Source organism: Candidatus Tokpelaia sp. (assembly GCF_008636115.1).
Classification (GTDB): domain Bacteria; phylum Pseudomonadota; class Alphaproteobacteria; order Rhizobiales; family Rhizobiaceae; genus QLZD01.
On record NZ_QLZD01000021.1, the window covers coordinates 13,538 to 34,824 of the forward strand.

Annotated in this window: 15 protein-coding genes and 2 pseudogenes; 16 read left to right on the forward strand and 1 reads right to left on the reverse strand. The window is 52.0% G+C overall.

The genetic code is table 11. The features are described from left to right. The first annotated feature begins 66 nt into the window (after positions 1–66). The 16 genes and pseudogenes from pstB to DPQ22_RS03305 all read left to right on the forward strand — a co-directional run bounded on the left by pstB (position 67) and on the right by DPQ22_RS03305 (position 17,717). Positions 67–813 carry a phosphate ABC transporter ATP-binding protein PstB gene (gene pstB, locus DPQ22_RS03235; RefSeq protein WP_150213154.1) on the forward strand — a complete coding sequence of 249 codons (747 nt, stop codon included), beginning with the start codon at positions 67–69 and terminating at the stop codon, positions 811–813. 136 nt (positions 814–949) lie between these two features. Further along, entirely contained in the window at positions 950–1,684 is a 735-nt protein-coding gene (phoU, locus tag DPQ22_RS03240) for a phosphate signaling complex protein PhoU (RefSeq protein ID WP_150213155.1), read from the forward strand. Between the two features lie 582 nt (positions 1,685–2,266). Beyond that, a pseudogene (locus DPQ22_RS09110) lies at positions 2,267–2,845 on the forward strand (cell wall hydrolase); the annotation flags it as partial. A 1,140-nt stretch (positions 2,846–3,985) separates the two neighbouring features. Next, the gene (locus DPQ22_RS03250) at positions 3,986–5,242 is read left to right on the forward strand and encodes an aminopeptidase (protein ID WP_150213156.1); all 1,257 of its coding nucleotides are present in this window, start codon (positions 3,986–3,988) and stop codon (positions 5,240–5,242) included. A gap of 30 nt (positions 5,243–5,272) precedes the next feature. Further along, positions 5,273–5,479, forward strand: a complete 207-nt coding sequence (locus DPQ22_RS03255) for a hypothetical protein (RefSeq protein WP_150213157.1) — start codon at positions 5,273–5,275, stop codon at positions 5,477–5,479. Between the two features lie 377 nt (positions 5,480–5,856). Further along, positions 5,857–7,008 (forward strand): DNA-formamidopyrimidine glycosylase family protein, encoded by a 1,152-nt coding sequence (locus DPQ22_RS09315; RefSeq protein WP_150213158.1) that lies wholly within the window; start codon positions 5,857–5,859, stop codon positions 7,006–7,008. Between the two features lie 74 nt (positions 7,009–7,082). Then, positions 7,083–8,477 (forward strand): M20/M25/M40 family metallo-hydrolase, encoded by a 1,395-nt coding sequence (locus DPQ22_RS03265; protein WP_150213159.1) that lies wholly within the window; start codon positions 7,083–7,085, stop codon positions 8,475–8,477. Positions 8,478–8,588: 111 nt separating this feature from the next. Beyond that, on the forward strand, positions 8,589–9,218 hold the full coding sequence (locus DPQ22_RS03270) for a ribonuclease D (protein WP_190323122.1): 630 nt from the start codon (positions 8,589–8,591) through the stop codon (positions 9,216–9,218). 960 nt (positions 9,219–10,178) lie between these two features. After that, on the forward strand, positions 10,179–10,862 hold the full coding sequence (locus tag DPQ22_RS03275; RefSeq protein WP_150213160.1) for an outer membrane protein: 684 nt from the start codon (positions 10,179–10,181) through the stop codon (positions 10,860–10,862). Positions 10,863–11,222: 360 nt separating this feature from the next. Next, entirely contained in the window at positions 11,223–11,915 is a 693-nt protein-coding gene (locus tag DPQ22_RS03280; protein ID WP_246681452.1) for an outer membrane protein, read from the forward strand. Positions 11,916–12,196: 281 nt separating this feature from the next. Then, complete coding sequence (gene ileS / locus DPQ22_RS03285; RefSeq protein WP_150213162.1) at positions 12,197–15,376, forward strand: isoleucine--tRNA ligase; 3,180 nt, start codon at positions 12,197–12,199, stop codon at positions 15,374–15,376. Between the two features lie 2 nt (positions 15,377–15,378). Further along, positions 15,379–16,086: a hypothetical protein gene (locus tag DPQ22_RS03290; protein ID WP_150213163.1), complete on the forward strand. Its 708-nt coding sequence runs from the start codon at positions 15,379–15,381 to the stop codon at positions 16,084–16,086. Between the two features lie 239 nt (positions 16,087–16,325). Next, positions 16,326–16,466, forward strand: coding sequence for a hypothetical protein (locus DPQ22_RS08810; protein ID WP_190323123.1), 141 nt, complete (start codon positions 16,326–16,328; stop codon positions 16,464–16,466). A gap of 34 nt (positions 16,467–16,500) precedes the next feature. Further along, positions 16,501–16,770, forward strand: a complete 270-nt coding sequence (locus DPQ22_RS03295; RefSeq protein ID WP_256371542.1) for a lactate/malate family dehydrogenase — start codon at positions 16,501–16,503, stop codon at positions 16,768–16,770. 46 nt (positions 16,771–16,816) lie between these two features. Beyond that, a complete protein-coding gene (locus tag DPQ22_RS03300) occupies positions 16,817–17,113 on the forward strand; it encodes a hypothetical protein (RefSeq protein ID WP_150213165.1) in 297 nt (98 codons plus the stop codon). An 88-nt stretch (positions 17,114–17,201) separates the two neighbouring features. Continuing rightward, positions 17,202–17,717, forward strand: a complete 516-nt coding sequence (locus DPQ22_RS03305) for a DUF4238 domain-containing protein (RefSeq protein ID WP_256371543.1) — start codon at positions 17,202–17,204, stop codon at positions 17,715–17,717. 806 nt (positions 17,718–18,523) lie between these two features. On the opposite strand, the pseudogene mutS reads toward DPQ22_RS03305, so the two are convergent. Further along, positions 18,524–21,226 (reverse strand): annotated as a pseudogene (mutS, locus tag DPQ22_RS03310) (DNA mismatch repair protein MutS); the annotation flags it as partial. Between the last annotated feature and the right edge of the window lie 61 nt (positions 21,227–21,287).

The following is a 21,287-nucleotide window of genomic DNA, read 5'->3' on the forward strand; positions in this document are numbered from 1 at the left end:
GGAGATTTGAAGAAAGGAACAAATGTGACCGCCAAATATGCGGCCGTGAAGCCGAAAAGAGTTAAAATGCGCGGAGAAAATGTTACCGTATTTTATGGCAATAAGCAGGCTCTGCATGGAGTGACGCTGGATATTGCCGCCAATAAAGTGACAGCGCTTATCGGCCCTTCCGGTTGCGGCAAATCTACTTTTCTGCGCTGCCTCAATCGTATGAATGATACGATCGAGGGCGCGCGCGTGGAGGGTGTAATTACTCTGGACGGGGAAGATATTTATGCGCCGGATATTGATGTGGTAGAGCTGCGCGCGCGTGTCGGCATGGTATTTCAGCGGCCTAACCCGTTTCCCAAATCTATTTATGACAATGTCGCTTATGGGCCGCGTATTCACGGCCTGACAAAAAACAGGGCCGAGCTTGATGAAATTGTTGAAAAAAGCCTGAAAAGCGCCGGCCTGTTTGATGAGGTGAAAGACCGGCTGCATGATGCGGGCACGGGGCTTTCCGGCGGGCAGCAGCAGCGCCTGTGCATTGCCCGCGCTATCGCTGTCAGCCCGGAGGTAATTTTGATGGACGAGCCGTGCTCGGCCCTGGATCCGATTGCCACCGCCCGGATTGAAGAATTGATTGACGATTTGCGCAAAAATTATACAATCGCCATTGTAACCCATTCCATGCAGCAGGCAGCGCGTGTTTCGCAATATACGGCCATGTTTCATTTGGGCAGCCTGGTTGAAATGGGAGAAACAAAAATTATTTTTACCTCACCGAAAGAGCGACGCACGCAGGATTATATTACGGGGCGTTTTGGCTGAATATAGCGGCATCGCTGTCCGGCCGGGGGCTATGAGCCTGGCTGGTTTGCAGGCAATATTTGCCTGTATTATTGGTAAAACGGCTGTTATAATTTATGTTGATAGTGCTATTTGCTTGAATTTTTAGGGAAGAATCATGCCTACCGGTCATATTGTCCATTCTTTTGATAATGAGCTGAATTATCTCTCGCAGAAAATTGCTGAAATGGGGCGCCATGCGCGTAATATGGCAGAGCAGGCTGTGCAGGCCATTATCACTAATGATGATAAACTGGCCGATGAGGTGATTGCCGCCGATCATGTGCTTGATGAGGCGGAGCGTGAAATTGATGAAAAAGCTATTTTGATTATTGCGCGGCGCCAGCCTATGGCGGTTGATCTGCGTGAAATTGTCGGCGCTATCCGTATTTCGGCCGATCTGGAGCGCATTGGCGATATGGGCAAAAATATTGCCAAGCGGACAGCCGCTATTGCCCAGACACACAGGCCGGAAATGTTTTACGGCAGTCTGGAAATTTTTTCTTCACTGGCGCTGGAGCAATTAAGCCGGGTGCTGGAGGGCTATGAAAAACGTTCGCTAAAGCAGATCAATGCCGTGCGTGAACGTGATGATGAAATTGATGCCATGTATACTTCCATTTTCCGTGAGCTGCTGACTTATATGATGGAAGATCCGCGCAATATTACGCCCTGCACGCATTTATTGTTTTGCGCCAAAAATATTGAGCGGGTGGGGGACCATGCCACGAATATTGCCGAGACAGCGGCCTATATTATGACCGGTGCCTATCCTGTTTCCGACCGGCCGAAAGGCGACAGGACTTACCATCTTGGCACTGCCAGGGCTGGTAAAGGCCGCGGCGGCAAATGAGAGCCGGGGTAAGGTTTTGTGCCGGCGAGCCGGCCGGCCTGATTGCAGCAATAATCGGGCAATGCCGCGGCCCTGCCGGGGTAAATGGCAATAAAAAGCAAAAAATATTGTCACAAGGCTTGTATTTCCGGCAGGAGCGGTTTTATAACGGAGCGCAGTGATTCGTTTCTATAATGCGGGGTTTTAAGTTTATATTAAGCTTATGCGCATAATCAGGGCGCGATTGAGGGTTTTTTGTTGCAGTTTTGCTGTATGCCCGGCATTATGGCGGTGGGCTGCTCATTGCAGGGCGCATGAAAACTGCCGGCCTGCGCCTGATATTGCCGCGCGTCCGGGCGCTGTTTGAGAAATAGAAGGCGGTGCCTGTGTAAGGGTAACGCTTTATTAAGAAATATATTTGTATCAGAAGCGGTGAACATGTCTCTTACCAGCTCTTGCGAGTCAAAGAGACGGAATTTTGGGTCAGACTGTATTGGGGCCTGAAAACAGAAAAGGAGACGGCCATTGCCTTTTGAAAAAAAATCCTTACTGCCGGCAGTAAAACATAATAAAGCGGCAAAATGGCGGGGAATTTGCGCTTCGATGGCGGCGGCTGTTTTAATTACAGGCTGTGCGGCGCAAAATGGTGTGCAGTTGCAGCCTGCCGGCCTTGATGCACCGAAGAAAAATATCGGACAAAAGAGAAAGGCCTATAAACAGGGGCGGAATTATTATAGCGCGGCTTCATATTCCAACCGCCTGACTGAGCGCCGCTGTCTGGAGCGCGCTATGTTTTTTGAATCCAATCGTTCCAGCCGTGAAGGTTTGGTAGCTGTTGGCACAGTGGTGATGAATCGTGTGCATTCTTCGCAATATCCCAATACGATTTGCGGTGTTGTCGGGCAGAAAAGTCAGTTCGCACCGGGTGTTTTGACCAGGCCGGTAAATCTTGCCCTTGTGCCTGATGTGGCCGCTGCTGCCGATGCCGTATTGCGTGGCGAGCGCAGCCCAAAGCTTAAAAACAGCATGTATTTTCACACGGCGGGCCTGCGCTTCCCCTATAATAATATGCATTATGTGCTGGTCGCAGGCGGTAATTCTTTTTATGAAAGGCGCGGGCGTGACGGCTCGCTGAGCAATCCGGTTCATGATGAGACTTATGATGTCGCTTATGCTTTTGCTCAGGACAGGGGAGAAATTGCCCCGGCCGCGGCGGCGCTGAACGGCGCTGTTGCCGGTGGGGTTGATAATGTCAAGCTTGCTTCTATCCATTCTGATGCGCGCGCGCATTTATTGCAAACAGCTTACCGCCGGCCGGCGGCGTCTGCAAATGCGGCAGCGGCGGCAAATGCCTCATTACAGACAGTTTATGACCGGGGCAATGAGGCAGAGCAATTACCGGCCAATGGGGCAGCGGCAAATTTGGCTTCATATGAATCGAGCGCTGTGCCGGTGCCGCTGTTGAAAGCAAGTTTTCCGGCAGAGGAGACTGCGCGCGGCTTGCCGTCCGGCTGGCGTGGAGCGGGTGGCCGGCAGGGTTCGGCCGAAAATTCGCTCAAGATAGAAAAGGCAAAATTACCGCATTTTATGCCGATTTCGGCGCCGCAGGCGGCGGATACGGAAAATGGCGTCCTTCATGAAGTATTCGGCGCCGCGAATAGCAGCAAAATGTCCGGTTTTTCTTATAAGGCACCTGATGAGCAAAAAGCCGGTGAGGTAGGTGCTTTGCTGCTGGGCAATAAACCCTGATTGAATTGAGGAATCCTGAATATAGCGCCCCCGGCCTTTTAATTGAGGCGGGGGCGTTTTGCGTTACAAAGCGGGCGCTGACGGGGTTTTTATAAAAAATCGCCTAACGGCACAGCGGCAGGAGTTTTTATCCTCGGCCCAGCTTTATATTCTGCTGTTTTTACGCCGGGCAGGCCGCTAGAAAATAGTATTGCCCGGTTGCAGGACACAGGCGGCAATGCTTTGGCTGATCTTGCCGGCGGGGTGTGAGCGGCGCGCCAGCGGAAATTACCACTATTATTGCTTTGTCGTAACAGGCAAAAGCCGATAAGAGGCCGCCAAAGCAGCGCCTGTTCCGGCCGGCACTGTAACGGCAAGGGCAGATTTCTGCCGGTTTTTGCCGGCCAGAGCAGGTCTGTCCGGCAGCTTCGGGCGTGTGATAGTGTAAAAGCCAAAATTAGTCTTGCATTTTTTATCTGCGGCTTTAGGCTGGCGGTTGTTAAGCGGGTTTCGTGCCCATTCAGGGTGGGTCGTAACTGTGCCATACTATAAGACAAGCCGGTAGAGAAAAACAGGAACAAACAGGGAGAATTTATGCAGGAAAAGCACAAACAACAGCCTGTTGACGCGGTCAAGCTGGACAGGCTGGCGCAAATAGCAGTGAAAACCGGGCTTGGTCTGCAAAAAGGGCAGAATATTGTGGTAACGGCGCCGGTAGAAGCCTTGCCGCTGTTGCGCCGCATTGCCTGTCATGCTTATAGGGCCGGTGCCAATTTGTTCACCCCGCTGCTGGCTGATGAGGAGCTGACTTTGTTGCGCTTGCGCGAGGCGCCTGAGACGAGTTTTGACCATGCGGCCGGCTGGCTGTATCAAGGCATGGCGGCGGCCTATGCGCAGGGCGCGGCGCGCCTGGCCATAGTGGGGGAGAATCCCATGCTGCTGGCCAATGAAGATGCGGGCAAAGTGGCGCGCCTTAATAAAGCGACCTCATTGGCTTATAAACCGGCGCTGGAAAAAATTTCCAATTTTGATATTAACTGGAATATTATTGCTTATCCCGGCCTTGCCTGGGCGCGCCTTGTTTTCCCCAATCTGGCAGAAAATGAGGCTGTCTATCGGCTGGCAGAGGCGATTTTTGCCGCTTCACGCGCTGACAGGGAAGATCCGCTTGCCGCCTGGGCCGAGCATAATGCCGCTTTAAGGCGGCGCAGTGATTGGCTGGATACGGAAAATTTTGCCGCTTTGCATTTTAAAGGCAAGGGCACGGATTTGCAAATCGGCCTGGCAGAAGGGCATAAATGGAGCGGCGGCGCCAGTCAGGCGAAAAACGGCATTATTTGCAACCCCAATATACCGACTGAAGAAGTTTTCACTACGCCTCATGCCTATAAAGTAGAAGGTATTGTGCAAAGCACCAAGCCGCTGGCGCATCACGGCAGTTTGATTGAAAATATATGCGTGCGTTTTAAAGGGGGGCAGATTATTGAGGCTAAAGCCGGTAAAGGCGAAGCTGTGTTTAACCGCATATTGGAAAGTGATGCCGGGGCGCGCCGGCTGGGCGAAGTGGCGCTGGTGCCGCATTCTTCGCCGATTTCGGCAAGCGGCCTGCTGTTTTATAATACTTTGTTTGATGAAAATGCCGCCTGCCATATTGCGCTGGGGCAGTGCTATTCCAAATGCCTGAAGGGCGGGGCACATTTAAGCAAAGAGGAAATTGCTGCCCGCGGCGGCAATAGCAGCCTTGTTCATGTTGACTGGATGATTGGCGGCGGGGATACGGATATTGACGGCATAAAGCAGGACGGCAGCCTTGTGCCGGTATTCCGCAAAGGTGAATGGGTTTCCGCTTAAAAAGCGATATTTTTCAGGAAGAGCGCTGCGATGAGAAAACATAAAATTAAATTTTTTCAGGCCGAAGAAGGTGAAACGCCGAGCATTGTGGAAAAAAAGGTTAATAACTGGCTGGGCAGGCTGGATATGAGCAAGACGGAAATCCTGTCTATCCGGCAGTCACATTCTATGGCGACTGCCATGCCTACCGGTATACCGCTTTTGGTCTTTGTCGTCACTGTGCATTATACCGAATAAGGCGGCTGACACTATGCGCCGAAATAGGAAAATCGGCATACCGGCATAGAAGTTTGCTACAAGTCATAAAGCAGTGGAAAAGGCGAAAAAGCCGATAAAGAGAGGGAGTAAAGCGTAATTTGCGTAAATGTGAGTTATTTTGTGCTGCCGCAAGCTTGAGGCTTTTTCAGAGGGAAAAGGACAAACGACAGAGAAAGCAGCGGGAAATATCTATAGAAAACAAAGCGAGTGAGGCCTGTGCCTGAATTGCCGGAGGTAGAGACTGTGCGCCGTTTTTGAGGCGGTGAAATGCGGTGCATTTTGCCGTTAAGCCGAAAAAGAGCAAAGAATCGCGGCGTTTTGATAACGGCCTTTGGGTGTTGAAGGGAAGTCGCTTTATGCCTGAATTGCCGGAGGTAGAGACTGTGCGCCGCGGTTTGGCGCCGGTGCTGGAAGGGGCGGTTATCGATAAAGTGGAATTGCGCCGCCGCGGTTTGCGCCTGCCTTTTCCGCCTGATCTGGCAGAAGATTTGTGCGGCCGTGAGGTGCTTGCTGTCGGGCGGCGGGCAAAATATTTGCTGATAGATCTTTCCGGCGGTCAGACTCTCATCAGCCATTTGGGCATGTCCGGCTCGTGGCGGGTGGAAGAGGAGAGCCGGGCCGGGAGAGCCGGCTTGCCGGCAGGCAGCGGCGCGGGTGCCGGCGCGGATAATGCAGGAAACAGACCTGAATCGGTAGCGCCTTTGGCTGGCAGCGCAGGCGTGAACAAGGCAGAAAACAGGCCTGGGCCGGCGGTGCTTCCGGCAGGCGGCAAAGAAGGTGGAACGGAAAAGGCTAACCCGGCGGGGCCGTTGCCGGTGCCGGTGCTGTTAAAACATGATCATGTTATTTTGCATGTGCGCCGCCCTGTAATTGCCTTGAGCGGCCGTGTGCCTGCTGCTGTTTTGTCTCACGCCGGCGCTATTATTGCCGCTGCCGCCCCAAATTCTGCTGCCCATGCGGCTGGTGAGCAGAATTTTCGCCTTTCTTATAATGATCCGCGCCGTTTCGGTTTTTTGCTGCTGGTAGCGAGCGCCGCTTTGGCAACACACCCTTTACTGGCCGGATTAGGGGTTGAGCCGCTGGGCAAACTGCTTGACGGTGCCCTTTTGCAGCAGATTTTTGCCGGTAAAAAAGCGCCGTTAAAGGCAGTTTTGCTTGATCAGCATAATATTGCCGGTCTGGGCAATATTTATGTATGTGAGGCGCTGTGGCGGGCGCGGCTGTCACCGCTGCGGCCGGCGGTGAGCCTGGCGGGCAGCAGCAAAAGTGCGGCAAAAGAGGCGAAAGATTTGGCGGCTGCCATTCGCTCTGTATTGGCAGAGGCCTTGCAGAGCGGCGGTTCGCATTTGCGCAATTATGTCAAGACAGACGGCTCATTTGGGCTTTTTCAGCACCGGTTTCAGGTTTACGGGCGCGAGGGCGAGCCATGCCGCCGCTGTGGGGCGCCGATAAAGCGGCAGGTAATGAGCGGCCGTTCCAGTTTTTATTGTGCGCAATGCCAAAAATAATTAGGCAAGCCCGGCAAGCCTCCCTATAATGGCGGCCTGTTGCGTAGATAAATTAGCGGGTTGGAGTTGTGTTTATGCGTGAAGAGGCTGTAGATAAAGTCCTCAACATTCTGGAAGAAGATTTTAGCGCCGCTTTGACACGGCTTTTTGCCTTATTGCGGTATAAATCCATTTCTACCGACCCTGCTTTTAAGGAAGATTGCCGCCGGACAGCCGACTGGCTGGTGGAAGATTTGCGCACTATCGGCTTTGAGGCCGAGAGCCATAATACTAAAGGCCACCCTATTATAATCGGCCATCACCGGCAGGCGGGCGCAGAGGCGCCGCATGTGCTGTTTTACGGCCATTATGATGTCCAGCCGGTAGATCCTTTATCCCTGTGGGCGCATGATCCGTTTGACCCGCAACTGGAAGAGCGGGGCGGGCATAAAGTGATTGCCGCGCGCGGTGCTTCTGACGATAAGGGTCAGTTAATGAGTTTTATTGAGGCTTTACGCGCCTTTAACAAGGCAGAAGGCCGGCTGCCGCTTAATGTCACTGTGTTGCTGGAAGGGGAAGAGGAAGCCGGCTCGACGGCGCTTCTTCCGTTTTTGCGCGAGCATGCGGCCGAATTAAAGGCGGATTGCGCCCTGATTTGCGATACTTCCATGTGGGACAGGCAGACGCCCTCTATCACTATGAGTCTGCGCGGCATGGTGGGAGAAGAGATTATTATCAAGGCCGCCGGGCGTGATTTGCATTCCGGTTATTATGGCGGCGCCGCGGCCAATCCCATTCATATTCTGACGCGTATTCTGGCCGATATGCGTGATGAGAGCGGGCGCATTACTATCCCGCATTTTTATGACGGAGTAGAAGAAACGGCGCCGCAATTACTGGCTGATTGGGAAAAATTGCAGCTTGATGCGGAACATTTCCTGAAACCTGTGGGGCTGGCGCAGGCAGCGGGTGAAAAGGGGCGCGGGCTTGCTGAGCAGATCTGGGCCAGGCCGACAGCAGAAATTAACGGCATTAGCGGCGGCTATGAAGGGGAGGGGTTTAAAACCGTTATTCCCGCAAAGGCCGGTGCCAAAGTCTCCTTCCGCCTGGTTCATCGCCAGAATCCGCTGAAAATCCGCGAAAATTTCCGCCAGTTTGTCACCAGCCGCGTGCCGGGCGATTGCGAGGTGGAATTCAGGGAATATGGCGCCGCGCCGGCATTGAGCCTTTCTCCCACCTCGGTTTGGGTGCAGAAAGCGCAAAAAGCTTTATCGGCAGAATGGGGTGTGCCTGCTGTCTTGACCGGTTCGGGCGGCTCTATTCCTGTTGCCAATGATTTTCGTGCTATTTTGGGGGTCGAGCCGCTTTTTGTCGGTTTTGCCCTTGATGATGACTGTATTCATTCGCCCAATGAAAAATATGAGCTGCGCTCTTTCCGCAAAGGGCAGCGCTCCTGGGTGCGTATTTTGGCCGAACTGGCGCAAATATAAAATTTATCAGGCGCGCGCGGGCAATGCAGGGGAGCGAGGTCTGCGGCAGCCGGCATGGAGCGGCAGGTCTGACAGGCAGGCTGAAGGGACAATTCATAAAGAGAGATTCATATGGCGGCGCTGAAAAAACTGCATATTCATCAGGGGGATTTGCCCAGTCTTTCCCGCTATCAGGTAGAAGCGGTGGCGATTGATACAGAAACTATGGGGCTTAATGTGCATCGCGACAGATTATGCCTTGTTCAGCTTTCCACTGGTGACGGCATAGTAGATTTGGTGCAAATCGCCGCCGGGCAAAAAAAGGCACCCAATTTGGTGAAATTGTTGAAAGACAGCAAAATTACCAAAATTTTTCATTATGCGCGTTTTGATATGGCTGTGTTACTGAATGCTTTCGGCGCTATGCCGCAACCTGTTTTCTGCACTAAAATTGCTTCCAGACTGGTGCGCACTTATACGGATCGCCATGGGCTGAAAGATTTATGCGCCGAATTGCTGGATATACAAATTTCCAAACAGCAGCAATCTTCCTTTTGGGGAGCAGAAAATTTAAGCGCGGCGCAGCAGGACTATGCCGCCGCTGATGTTTTGTACCTCCATGACCTGAAAAATATTTTGCAGCAGCGCCTGCGGCTTGATAAAAGACAAAATCTGGCGGAAGAATGCTTCTGCTTTTTGTCCGCGCGCATCAGGCTTGATCTGGCCGGCTGGGCCGAGCAGGATATTTTTGCCCATAATTAACAGCGCACAATTACGGCTGCCCGGCAGCCTTGCCGGCCGCGGCGAGCGGCAAATTTGAGGCTGCGTTATACGGCCGGGCTGCGGCATGCCTAGGCACGCTCTGGTAATAGAGTCAATCAGAAACGGGGCAGTCTGTAACACAATCAAGGCTTCAATACTCTGATTGCTGTTATCGCTAATCAGAGAAGGCGGCCAGGCCGCAACAACAGCCAACTGACAGTCAAAACAACCAAAAATATAACTAATCAGAAACCGAAGGGGCGCGCGTAAGCCGTGCAAACCGAAGGCGCGCGCAAGCGTGCAAACAGCGCCCGGGTTGGCGGGCGGCGGGCGCAGCAAAGAACAGGCGCGCGCGGAGCGTGCAAACCGCGCCCGGGTTGGCGGGCGGCGGGCGCAGCAAAGAACAGGCGCGCGCAAGCGTGCAAACAGCGCTCGGGTTGGGGACGGCGGGCGCAGCAAAGAACAGGCGCGCGCAAGCGTGCAAACAGCGCTCGGGTTGGGGCGGCGGGCGCAGCAAAGAACAGGCGCGCGTAAGCCGTGCAAACAGCGCCCGGGTTGGGGGGTGGTTCTCAAATAGCTATAATTCCAGTTATTGGAAAAGGCAGCCAGGCTGCAATATGAAGCCGGCAGAGCGATAAAAGGCACTGTCCGATATAGCGTTTATTCTGCGCTTATTGCTCCCCTATTCCCTGTGATTCGCCGAATCAGCCCGCATTGGCATAAAAGCTCAATTCTGCCGGGATAAATTAGCCGATTTTTAAGAAATACTTAATTTCCATAGTAAAATTTCTATAAAAATATGCTTTGCTTTGTATCGTAATAATACAGTTTAAATTTAAACCTATAGTTTTATTTTAAAATAAATGCAATTTTAGCGCGTGTTGCTGTTTTACTACAGACATTTTCTGCTGTTTACTTATATTCAAAGTCATTGCAGTTCATTGCATTGGAGAAACGGACATGAAAATGAAATATTTGATTGCGGCTTCAGTCGCAGCATTGATAGTTTCCGGCACTGCCAGAGCGGCAGATATTGTTCACTATCAGGAGCCTGAATTCCAGCCTGCTTTCAGTTGGACGGGCCTTTATGGCGGCGGCACTGTCGGCTGGACATGGGCAGAGGCCAAAACCCGCTTCAAAAGCAAAGCAACCGGAGAAGTGCTGGGCAAAAAGAAAATCAAACCTGATGCCTTTGAAGGCGGCTTTTATGCCGGTTATAACTTCCAGTTTTCCGATGCTATTTTGCTCGGCCTGGAAACGGACTTCCTTTTCACCGGCAGCGGTGATGATAAACATCTTGGCGATTACAGGGTTAGCGTTCGTCAGAAATGGAATGGCGCCACCCGTTTGCGGGCCGGTTATGCCTTTGACCGCTTCCTGCCTTATGTGGCTGTCGGTGTTTCTTATGCCGATATCAAAACGCGTGCCGCCAGAAATGATGTAAGCAAAGCCAAGACACAAAGCCGTGCAGGCTGGAATGTCGGCGGCGGTGTTGATTATGCCATGACAGATCATATTATTCTGCGCGGTGAATACCGGTTCACCGATTTTGGCAAAGATACGGAGACCTTTAACCGCGAAGCCAAATATCGGGTGAAATATTACCAGAACGATTTCCGTCTCGGCGTTGCTTATAAATTCTAGTCTATTATAGAGGTTTCTTCTTTATAATAGCGATGCGCTCAAGTGAGAATAGCCGTTTTATAATGGAAATTCTTAAAATATAAAATTTATGACGCATCTGAACTGCGAAGTAAAAAATCAAATAGGGCATGGCCTGTTGCAGAAAGTGCCCTATTTATAAATTCGCACACAAAGAAAATTTAATTTACTGTATGTGAATCTTCTGTGTGTGAGTGCCTAGTGAAGCAAAACTTCTGTTGTATCAAGTATAGTTTGTACCTGGAATTTTCTTGTTCTTGTTACATTATATTACAGATATTTTGCCTCATCTGGCTTGTATCTGTAGATGTAATGTGTTCACAAGGGCAGGAATTTACTGTTATGAAGAAATATCTGATTGCTGTTTCCGCCGCCGCTTTGCTTATCTCCACCGGGGCAAAGGCGGCTGATATTGTCACTTATCAACCGGAACCTCTCCCCATTGCCCCTGCTTTTAGCTGGACAGGTTTTTATGCCGGGGGTGAGCTTGGCGGCTCATGGGCCGAGGCCAAAAATCGCTTGCGCCAAAACGGCGAAACAGTGGCAAAAAAGAAATTAAAGCCTGAAGGTTTTATTGGCGGAATTTTTGCCGGCTATAATTTCCAGTTTACTGAGGCTATTGTGCTTGGCATTGATACGGACTTCCTGTGGGACGATGTCGATGACAAAAAAACATTTGCCGATGGCCGCCGGCTGAAAGCAAGGCAAAAATGGAACGGCGCCACCCGTTTGCGCGCCGGTTATGCCTTTGACCGTTTTCTGCCTTATATTGCTGCCGGTGTTTCTTATGCCCGGCTTGATGATCTGTATCGCGGGGAAGACATTAACAAGAAAAAGAAGAAAACGCGCGCCGGCTGGAATATTGGCGGCGGTATAGATTATATTCCGCCGATTTTTAACGATCATATTGTCTTGCGTGCTGAATATCGCTTTACTGATTTTGGCAAAAAGACTCATAATCTGGGCAATGATTATAAATATCGCGCGAAATATTACCAGAATGATTTTCGCGTTGGTGTTGCCTATAAATTTTAAGCACAGGGAAATATGCCGCGCTGATAATAGAGCAGGATTGGGCAAAGCTTAAGAACAGGGCGCTCCGGGTGAGCGCCCTGTTTGTGTTTTAGCGGTCGGCAGGATAGATCTGTGCCGCAGCAAAAGCAGCGCAATCGGCAAAATTCGAGTCTGTTTTTATAAAAATGAGCCGATTCCGCCTGATAGAGGCCGTTAATCGCGGCAAAACGGCTTGAACTTGAGTGCCGGTTTTTTTATAATTCTGCTCTATTATCGGCCGGAGGGCGGGCAGCAGGGAAATTATGAGCGAAAACAGCAAAAACCGGCATAAGAGCAATGATTATTCGGCAACGCTTTATTTGCCGCAAACAGAATTTCCCATGCGCGCCGGCCTGCCCGGGCGTGAGCCTAAACTGGTGGAATATTGGCAAAATATCGGCCTTTATAAAATTTTGCGGCAGGATTCTGCCGGGCGTGCGCCTTATATTCTGCATGACGGCCCGCCTTATGCCAATGGCAATATTCATATTGGCCATGCCCTTAATAAAGTGCTGAAGGATAGCGTCTGCCGCGCCATGCAAATGCAGGGCTATAATGCCAATTATGTCCCGGGCTGGGATTGTCACGGCCTGCCGATTGAGTGGAAGGTAGAAGAAAAATACCGCGCTGCGGGCAAAAGCAAGGACGAAATTCCGGTTAATGAATTTCGCCGTCAGTGCCGCGATTTTGCCGCTTATTGGATAAAGGTGCAGGCGGAAGAATTCAGGCGTCTCGGCATTATCGGGGATTTTGAGACGCCTTATAAAACCATGGATTATCAGGCGGAAGCGCGCATTGCCGGTGAATTGATGAAATTTGCCGCTACCGGCCAGCTTTATCGCGGTTCCAAGCCGGTTATGTGGTCGGTGGTGGAGCGCACGGCGCTGGCTGAGGCAGAGGTAGAATATCGCGACAGTGAAACGGATATGATTTGGGTAAAATTTCCGGTTTTATCAAGCCCCTCTGCTGATTTGCGTGACGCTTTTGTGGTGATTTGGACAACCACGCCATGGACGCTCCCCGCTAATCGCGCCGTTTGTTATTCTGCCTCTGTGCGCTACGGCCTTTATGAAGTGACAAGCGCAGAAAATACTTTTGGCCCGCAAAAAGGGGAGAAGCTGCTGCTGGCAGAAAATCTGGCAGAGATTTGCGGGCAAAAGGCCAAATTAGTGCTGAATTATGTGCGTAGCGTTAACGCGGCAGAGCTGGCGGCAACTGAGCTGGTGCACCCGCTGCGCGGCGCCTTTGCCGGTGCGCATGATAAAGATGGGGCGGAAGCCTATGCCTTCCGCGTGCCGCTTTTGGCGGGCAGCCATGTGACAGATGATGCCGGCACGGGTTTTGTCCATACGGCCCCCAGCCATGGGCGGGAGGATTTTGACGCTTTTATGGCCGCTGCCGGATTATTGCAACAGCGCGGCATTGCCGCAAATATTCCCTTCTCCGTTGATGAGGCCGGTTATTATACGGCAGACGCGCCGGGGCTTGAGGCTGAAATTGCAGGCAAGCGGGTGCGGGTGCTGGGTGATGACGGCAGGCCGGGCAATGCCAATCAGGTGATTATTGCGGCTCTTATCGGCCGGGACAGGCTTTATGCCCGCGGCCGGCTGAAACATTCTTACCCGCATAGCTGGCGCTCCAAAAAGCCGGTTATTTTCCGCAATACGCCGCAATGGTTTATCGCTATGGATAAAGATTTAGGCGGCGGCGACAGTTTACGCAAGCGGGCTTTGCGGGCAATAGAGAATACCCGTTTTGTGCCGCCTTCCGGGCAAAACCGCTTGCGCGCTATGGTTGCCGATCGGCCGGATTGGGTGCTGTCGCGCCAGCGCGTCTGGGGTGTGCCGATAACAATTTTTGTCAATGACAAGGGCAAAATTCTGCATGATGAGGCGGTGAACAGGCGCATTATCACGGCTTTTGCCGAGGAAGGCGCCGATGTCTGGTTTGCGCCGGGCGCGCGGGCGCGCTTTTTAGGCAAAGAGCTGGCTGCCGGGCCGTGGCAAAAACTTGATGATATTCTTGATGTCTGGTTTGATTCCGGCTGCACCCATGTCTTTACACTGGAAGACAGAGATACAAAAGCGCGGCGGCAAGCCGGCACTGATTTGCGCTGGCCGGCCGATATTTATCTGGAAGGGTCGGATCAGCATCGCGGCTGGTTTCAGTCTTCACTGCTGGAAGCCTGCGGCACGCGCGGGCAGGCGCCGTTCAAGACCATTATAACCCATGGCTTTACCCTTGACGACAAGGGCAAAAAAATGTCCAAATCGCTGGGTAATGTGGTACGCCCGCAGGATATTATTGAGAAATATGGCGCCGATATTTTGCGTTTATGGGTGATGACGGTCGATTATTGGGAAGACCAAAGGCTGGGGCGTGATATTCTTCAAACCAATATCGATACTTACCGCAAATTGCGCAATACTGTGCGCTGGGCGCTGGGCGCTTTAGGCGCTCTGCCGGAATTGCCGCTGATTCAGCAGAAGCTGGCCGATAAGCAGCTTGACGCCGATATAAGCGCTTTGGAAGAATTTTGCCAAAATGGCGGCGCAGTGCCGGTTGCCTTGCTGCCGGAGCTGGAGCGCTATATGCTGGCGCGGCTTTACGCGCTGGATAAGCAGGTAAAAGCCGGTTATGAGGCTTTTGATTTCAAGCGCATTGTCCGCTTGTTACTGGATTTCGCTATTAATGATTTATCGGCCTTTTATTTTGATATTCGCAAAGATATGCTCTATTGCGAGGCGCCGTCTTCGCGCGGCCGCATTGCCGCATTGTTCACCCTGCGGGCAATATTTGAGCGCTTTATTACCTGGCTGGCACCAATATTGCCGTTTACGGCAGAAGAAGCGTGGCAATATTATAAGGACACCGGGGTGATGAGCGAGGAAGCCGGCTCACAAACAGGCGATAAAATTTCCATTCACCGCGAAGCTTTTCGCCTTGTGCCGGAAAGCTGGCGCAATGGCGGGTTTGAGCAAGGGCTGCTTGCCGAAAAATGGGAGCAAATCAGGAAATTGCGGCGGGTGGCGACCGGAGCGCTGGAGCAGGCGCGGGCGCAAGGGCAGATTGGCTCTTCGCTGGAAGCTGTGGTGACAGCCTATATTGACGATAATGCGCTTTATACCGCTCTTTGTCCACCTTCTACCGCTGTGCCCGGCGCGAGTGGTAAAGAAAACAGTCTTACGCCTGTGCATATGGCCGATATTTGCATTACCAGCGGTTTTGAGCTGGTGCACGGCGCTGCGCCGGAAGGCGCTTTTACCCTGCCGGAAGTGCCGGCTATTGGCGTAATGTGGCACAAGGCGGCGGATAAAGCTTATAAGCGTTGCGCCCGTTCCTGGCGCTGGACACAAGATGTCGGCAGTGATGCCGCTTATCCTGATGTTTGCGCCCGTGATGCCGCCGCCTTGCGGGAAAAGCGCAAATTAGGGCTGATTTAACCGTGAGCAAGGCTTTGCTTATATTGGAGCAAAAGACAAAACAGGCGGGCAGCGGCAGCAAGACTGCCCAGGCGTTATTGGCGCTGGCGCTGTCAGGCGCCGGCCTGTTTCTTGCCGGCTGCTTTGGGCCGACTTACGGCACCGGCAAAACCAGCGGCCAGCAACTGGCTGATGATTTTTCCAATATTACGCGGTGGAAGTCACTAAGCAGCAATAAAAATGTCGATACAAAGCCGCGGCCGGAGCTTTTACCGCCGACCAAAGCTGATTTATCGACACCATTGCCGGCACCGCAAGAGGCAGTGGCGCGTCCGGATAATCCCGATTGGCCGGAAAGCCCGGAGCAAAGGCGGGAGCGTTTGCGGAAGGAAGCTACGGAAAACCGCAATAATCCCAAATATATTTCACCGATTATGCAAGATGATGTGCCGCAAACCCGGCGCTATTTGCCCACCGGCATTGACCGCGCCCGTGAGCGTGAGGATAATATGCCAGGCCCGGCCACAACCAGGAAACAGGCGGCGCGCTATAAAGAATTGCGGCAGGAAGACGCGCCGGCCGGGGGGCTTAAAACGCGCAAATATTTAAGCGATCCGCCATTGGAATATTTAAAACCCTCAGCCAATGCGCCGACAGGGGATTTAGGCGAGTCGGAAGAAGAAAAAGAGCGTAAGGCCAAAGGCGGCAAAACCAGCATTTTCGGCAAATAATCCCGGCGGTCATGGCAGATGGCGATTGTGAAGGCGGTGAATCTGTTCTGAGGGCAATGCCTGTTGCCGCTGTTTATGGCGGAGCAATTTCAGGCTTTATCTGTTTGACAACAGAAAGCGGCAAAAGCTGCAAGAGCCAATGCGCCCCGGGCGGGAAGAAGCGGCTTTTATCGCTTTGCTCTTTATCTTGCCCTGACAGGGGGTGCCCGCGGGTGATTGGTAAAAGCGGAGGAAATATTATGCCTGTTGTCATTATCGGCGCCGGGCAGCCTGGCCGCCAGGCTCGCTTTGGCCTGATGACAGATTCCGCATTATTCCGGCACGGCACGCTGCGGCTGGATAAGTTTACTTTTATCGGCTGCGCCGGCCGGGGAATTTGAAGCTATTAAAAGAGATTTTATTGATGCCTGCTGTATCAATCGGCTAAGGCCTGAAACTTGCTTTGCCGGCAATGATAATATGGCTTTGATTGCCGGCTCTGATATTATCATTATCGCCGCTTCCGTTGCCATGGGTAAAACTGCAAGGCGAGAAGATTTGTTACACGCCAATAAAATTATTGCCAAAACTATTGGCGAAGCCATTCGCCATTATGCGCACAGGCTGGAATTATCACAGTTTCCAATCCTCTGTATATTATGGCGGCGCTGTTACAGCATTATGCCCAATGCCCCAGGCAGATGATTTGCGCTGCCGGGCAGCACGCCGGATACTGTGCGCAGCCGCCGCATTGTGCCGAAATATAGCGGCAATAAAGCTGCTGATCCTGTTGTTATCGGCCCGCGCGGTCAGGGAATACTGCCAATTCTTTGACGAGCTGCAACTGGTAAATCCTGATGAGGCCAGAGAGGAAATTGTCAATGAGGGCTATGCCATAGCGCGGCTTAACGGCTCAGCCATTTATGCGCCGGCGGCTAATATTATAGAAATTATATGGCATTATCTGGCTGATGAGCCGCGCGGTTTTACCCATGCCGCCGCCAGGCTGCAAACATTATTTGCAACTTTAGTGGCAGCGGCAGAATAGATTATTATATTGCCCGGTTTGCGGCGGGGAAGCTGCGGCCAGGATTCAACCGGCAGAGAGTAAAATAACGGGCAAAAAACATCATCATATCCCGCGATTTTTATCGCAAAATTTTACTGATGCAGAAGGGCATATTTGGGTTTTAGATAAACAGACAGGCAAAATATTTCCCACTAAGCCTGAAAATATTGCCGGTAAAAACTATCTTTATTCTATTGGCGGGAGACAAAATAGAGATAATGCTCTGGAGGAAGATTTCGGCAGGCTGGAAGGAAGAGTTGCACCTTTTATAGCTGCAATTATCGCAAACAGGAAATTTCCTGAAACCGGGGAGGATAAAGGCATCCTGCTTTGTTTTTTATGCCATCTCGTACATTGCGCGCCGAATATGGCGACTATGGCTAATAATGAAGAGCTTGTTTTGAAAGCGCTGGAAGCAGACTATATCAAAACCATGAAGCAGCGGCCAATAAAGGATTTTATAGACAAGAAGAATATTGCCAAAGCCATGCTGGAAACTGATAATCTTATATATGCCGAAAGTTTTGGTGACATAGTGTGGCTTTTGGCGAGCTATATAAAAAAATTTCAATGCTTTTTATGATTGCCGAAAATAGATGCTATAGTCAATGACCATTATGCTCTAACATTATGTCATAAAGTATTGCTTCAAGAAAATTCAGAATATAAAGATGCTATTCCAGATATATGGCGGAGTATAGCGTATATATTTTTTCCGCTTGCTTATTCTATGTATATAATATTCGTCAATAAGCAACTGTCTTGCGCCGATAATTTGCCGGAAATTTTGCATGCTTTGGGGGAGAGGCGGGTATCGATATGTTTACGAATCATGTTGCCGGCCGCTATGTTTATGGCGCGGGTGAAGAAGTTTTGCCGCAGGCTGCGGCCGATGCCAAAGCCTTTGCCGCAAATCTGGCAGCAGGCAGATAAAGATTTATCGCGTCTTTCCCGTCAAGCGCGCATAGTTCTCAGCAGGGCTTTCAGCCGATAAAGCTCGTCCAGAGCGGCGCGGGGGGTGAGACTATCCGGGTCGATGGCTGCCAGCGCTGTCAATAAAGCCGTTTCTGCCGGGGTAAAACCGGCCTGCCTGATTGCTCCCGCCGCCGTGTTAACAGGCGAAGAATCCTGCTGCCCAATATTTGTATTTCCCGCCGCCGGCAATGTCGCGGCTGTCTCACGACCGGGGCCGCTCACCCTGGCGGCAGCAATAAACGGAGCGGGAACACTATCCGGTTGCTTATTCGCCGCCGGCGGCAACAACTCCCCTGTGCCGGTTACTGCCTGTCCTTCGCCGGCGGCTTTATCCTGTATCGCCGCTGCGGCAAAAGAGGCAGAAGAAGTGTCGGCTTTTGTCGCAACAGCGGAGATTGGCTCAGTCTGCCCATATTTGGCAGCTTTATTGTTTGTCACGGCACCAAATAGCGGCAAATCCTGCAAAATATCCGCTGCCTGGCTGGTTAATGCCTGATTTTCCAACTGTGCCAGCACAGCGCGCGCCCGCGCAATCACCGCTTCCGGCAGGCCGGCCAGTTCTGCCACTTGCACGCCATAAGAGCGATCGGCTACGCCGGCGGCCACTTCATGCAGAAAAATCACTTCATTCTGCCATTCCCGCACTTTGAGCGTGTGGTTGGAAAGCCGCGGCAGAGTTTTAGCCAAAATTGTCAATTCGTGAAAATGCGTGGCAAAAATAGCGCGGCAGCGATTCATATTATGCAAATATTCCAGCGCTGCCCAGGCAATGGAAAGCCCGTCAAAAGTGGCGGTGCCGCGGCCGATTTCATCTAATATGACGAGTGATTTCTCCCCCGCCTGGTTTAAAATTGTTGCGGTTTCCACCATTTCCACCATAAAGGTGGAGCGCCCGCGCGCCAGATCGTCAGAGGCGCCAACCCGGCTGAACAGCCGGTCAACAAGGCCGATATGGGCGCTTATTGCCGGGACAAAGGACCCCATTTGCGCCATAAGCACAATAAGCGCATTTTGCCGCAAAAATGTGGATTTGCCACCCATATTCGGCCCGGTCAGCAGCCAGATACTGCCGGCCTGTCGGCTCAATTCCGCTTTATCTACCTTTATTTGCTCCGTTTTGGCGGCTTTGCCCACCGGCGATAAATCGCAATTATTGGCAATAAAAGGATCGTCTGCCTGGCGGCGCAAAGCCTGTTCTACCACCGGGTGACGGCCGTTTTGCACAGCAAGCTTCAGACTATTATCCACTACCGGGCGGCAGTAAGCCTGTTCTTCTGCCAGCACGGCCAAAGCGCTGGAAACATCAAGCACGGCCAGCGCCGCGGCGCCGTCACGCAAGTCATCGGCATAATTTTTAATATCTTGCGTTAATTCTTCAAAAATCTGCAATTCAACAGCCAGAGCGCCATTGGCAGCCGAATTGATACGATTTTCCAGATCAGCCAGTTCTGCCGTGGTAAAGCGCATGGCATTGGCCATGGTCTGGCGGTGGATAAAGCGGCTCTCGGCAGCGCCGGCCTCCGTCATTACGCCGGCCTGCGCTGCTGTCACCTCAATAAAAAAGCCCAAAATATTATTATGTTTGATTTTGAGGTTTTTTATATCGGTCTCAAGCGCCAAATCTTTTTGCATGGCAGCAATAATGCGGTGAGTCTCGGTTTTTAAACTGCGCAATTCATCTAATTCGGCATTATAGCCTTTGCGAATAAAACCGCCGTCACGCTTGAAAAACGGCAAGTCGTCATCAAGCGCGGCCTGCAGCTTTTTCCGCCAATCATCGGGCAAGGCGGCCAAAGCTTCTATCGCCTGTTGTAATTCCGCCGGCAAATCGGCAAGGGCAAAATCATGGTGAATGGCGCGCGCGGCCTTTAACGCATGTAAAACGGCAGCAAAATCACGCGGGCCGCCGCGTGCCAGCGCCAGGCGCGAAAGAGCGCGCATAATATCGGCCAGGCCCTGCAGCTTTTCCCGCAGGCTGTTGCGCAATCCAGGCTCTGACAGAAAAAAGGCGACAGAATCCAGCCGATCTTCAATATCTTCCACCTGATTAAGCGGTGCTGTCAGCCGGTCGAGCAGCAGGCGCGCGCCGCTGCCGGTTAAAGTGCGATCTACTGCTTTGAACAGACTGCCTTCATGCTTGCCGGAAAGCGTGCGCGTAAGCTCAAGATTGGCCGCAGTGGCGGCATCGATAAAAAGCTGCTTGCTGCCATCTTCCAGCGCAGGGCGTTGCAGCGGCGGTCTTTCATGAATCTGCGTTTTTTCCACATAAGCCAGAATAGCGGCAATGGCTTGCAGCTCAGCGCGGGAGAAATCGGCAAAACCTTCCAGCGTGGCAACATGGTAATAAGCGCAAATGCGCTTTTCTGCCTGGGCTGTGGCAAACAGACTATCCGGCTGGGGTGACACGGCTTTGCCGACAATATCCAGCAGAGCGCGCAGTTTTTCATCATTGTAAAGCGTGGCGGCAATAATCAGCTCTTGCGGCTCGACTCGCAAAATATTAGCCAGCAGCCTTTTATTATCGCAAGTGGAGACACGAAAAATACCGGTTGAAATATCCAGCCAGGCAAGGGCAAAATAAGATAGCGCCTTTGCTGTCTGTTCCGTTTCATCTGGCAGCAGGCTATTGCCCGCCGCCGGCTGCTGCCGGCCGGCAGTATTTTCTGCCCGCACCAGCGCCATGAGATAATTGGCGCGCTCCGGCGCCAGCAGTTTTTCCTCTGTTACTGTGCCGGGGGTGACAAGGCGGACAACCTCACGCCGGACAACGGCTTTTGTGCCGCGGGCGCGCGCCTGCGCCGGATCTTCCATTTGTTCGCAAACAGCAATGCGATAATTGGCGGCAATCAGCTTTTGCAGATAATCCTCGGCCGTGTGAACAGGCACACCGCACATAGGGATATTTTCACCATTATGCCTGCCGCGCGCTGTCAAGGTAATATCCAGCACTTTGGCGGCGATTAGCGCATCGTCAAAAAACAGCTCATAAAATTCACCCATGCGGTAAAACAGCAGAAAATCCGCATGCTCAGCCTTGATTTTGAAATATTGCTCCATCATCGGCGTGTTTTTAGCATCATGCGCTGCTTTTGCCGCAATTCCTGCCTGGCTGTCCATTATCCCCAACCCATATTACGGGTCTGCCGACCCGCTGCCGGTTTGCCTGCTTTTGGGGCTA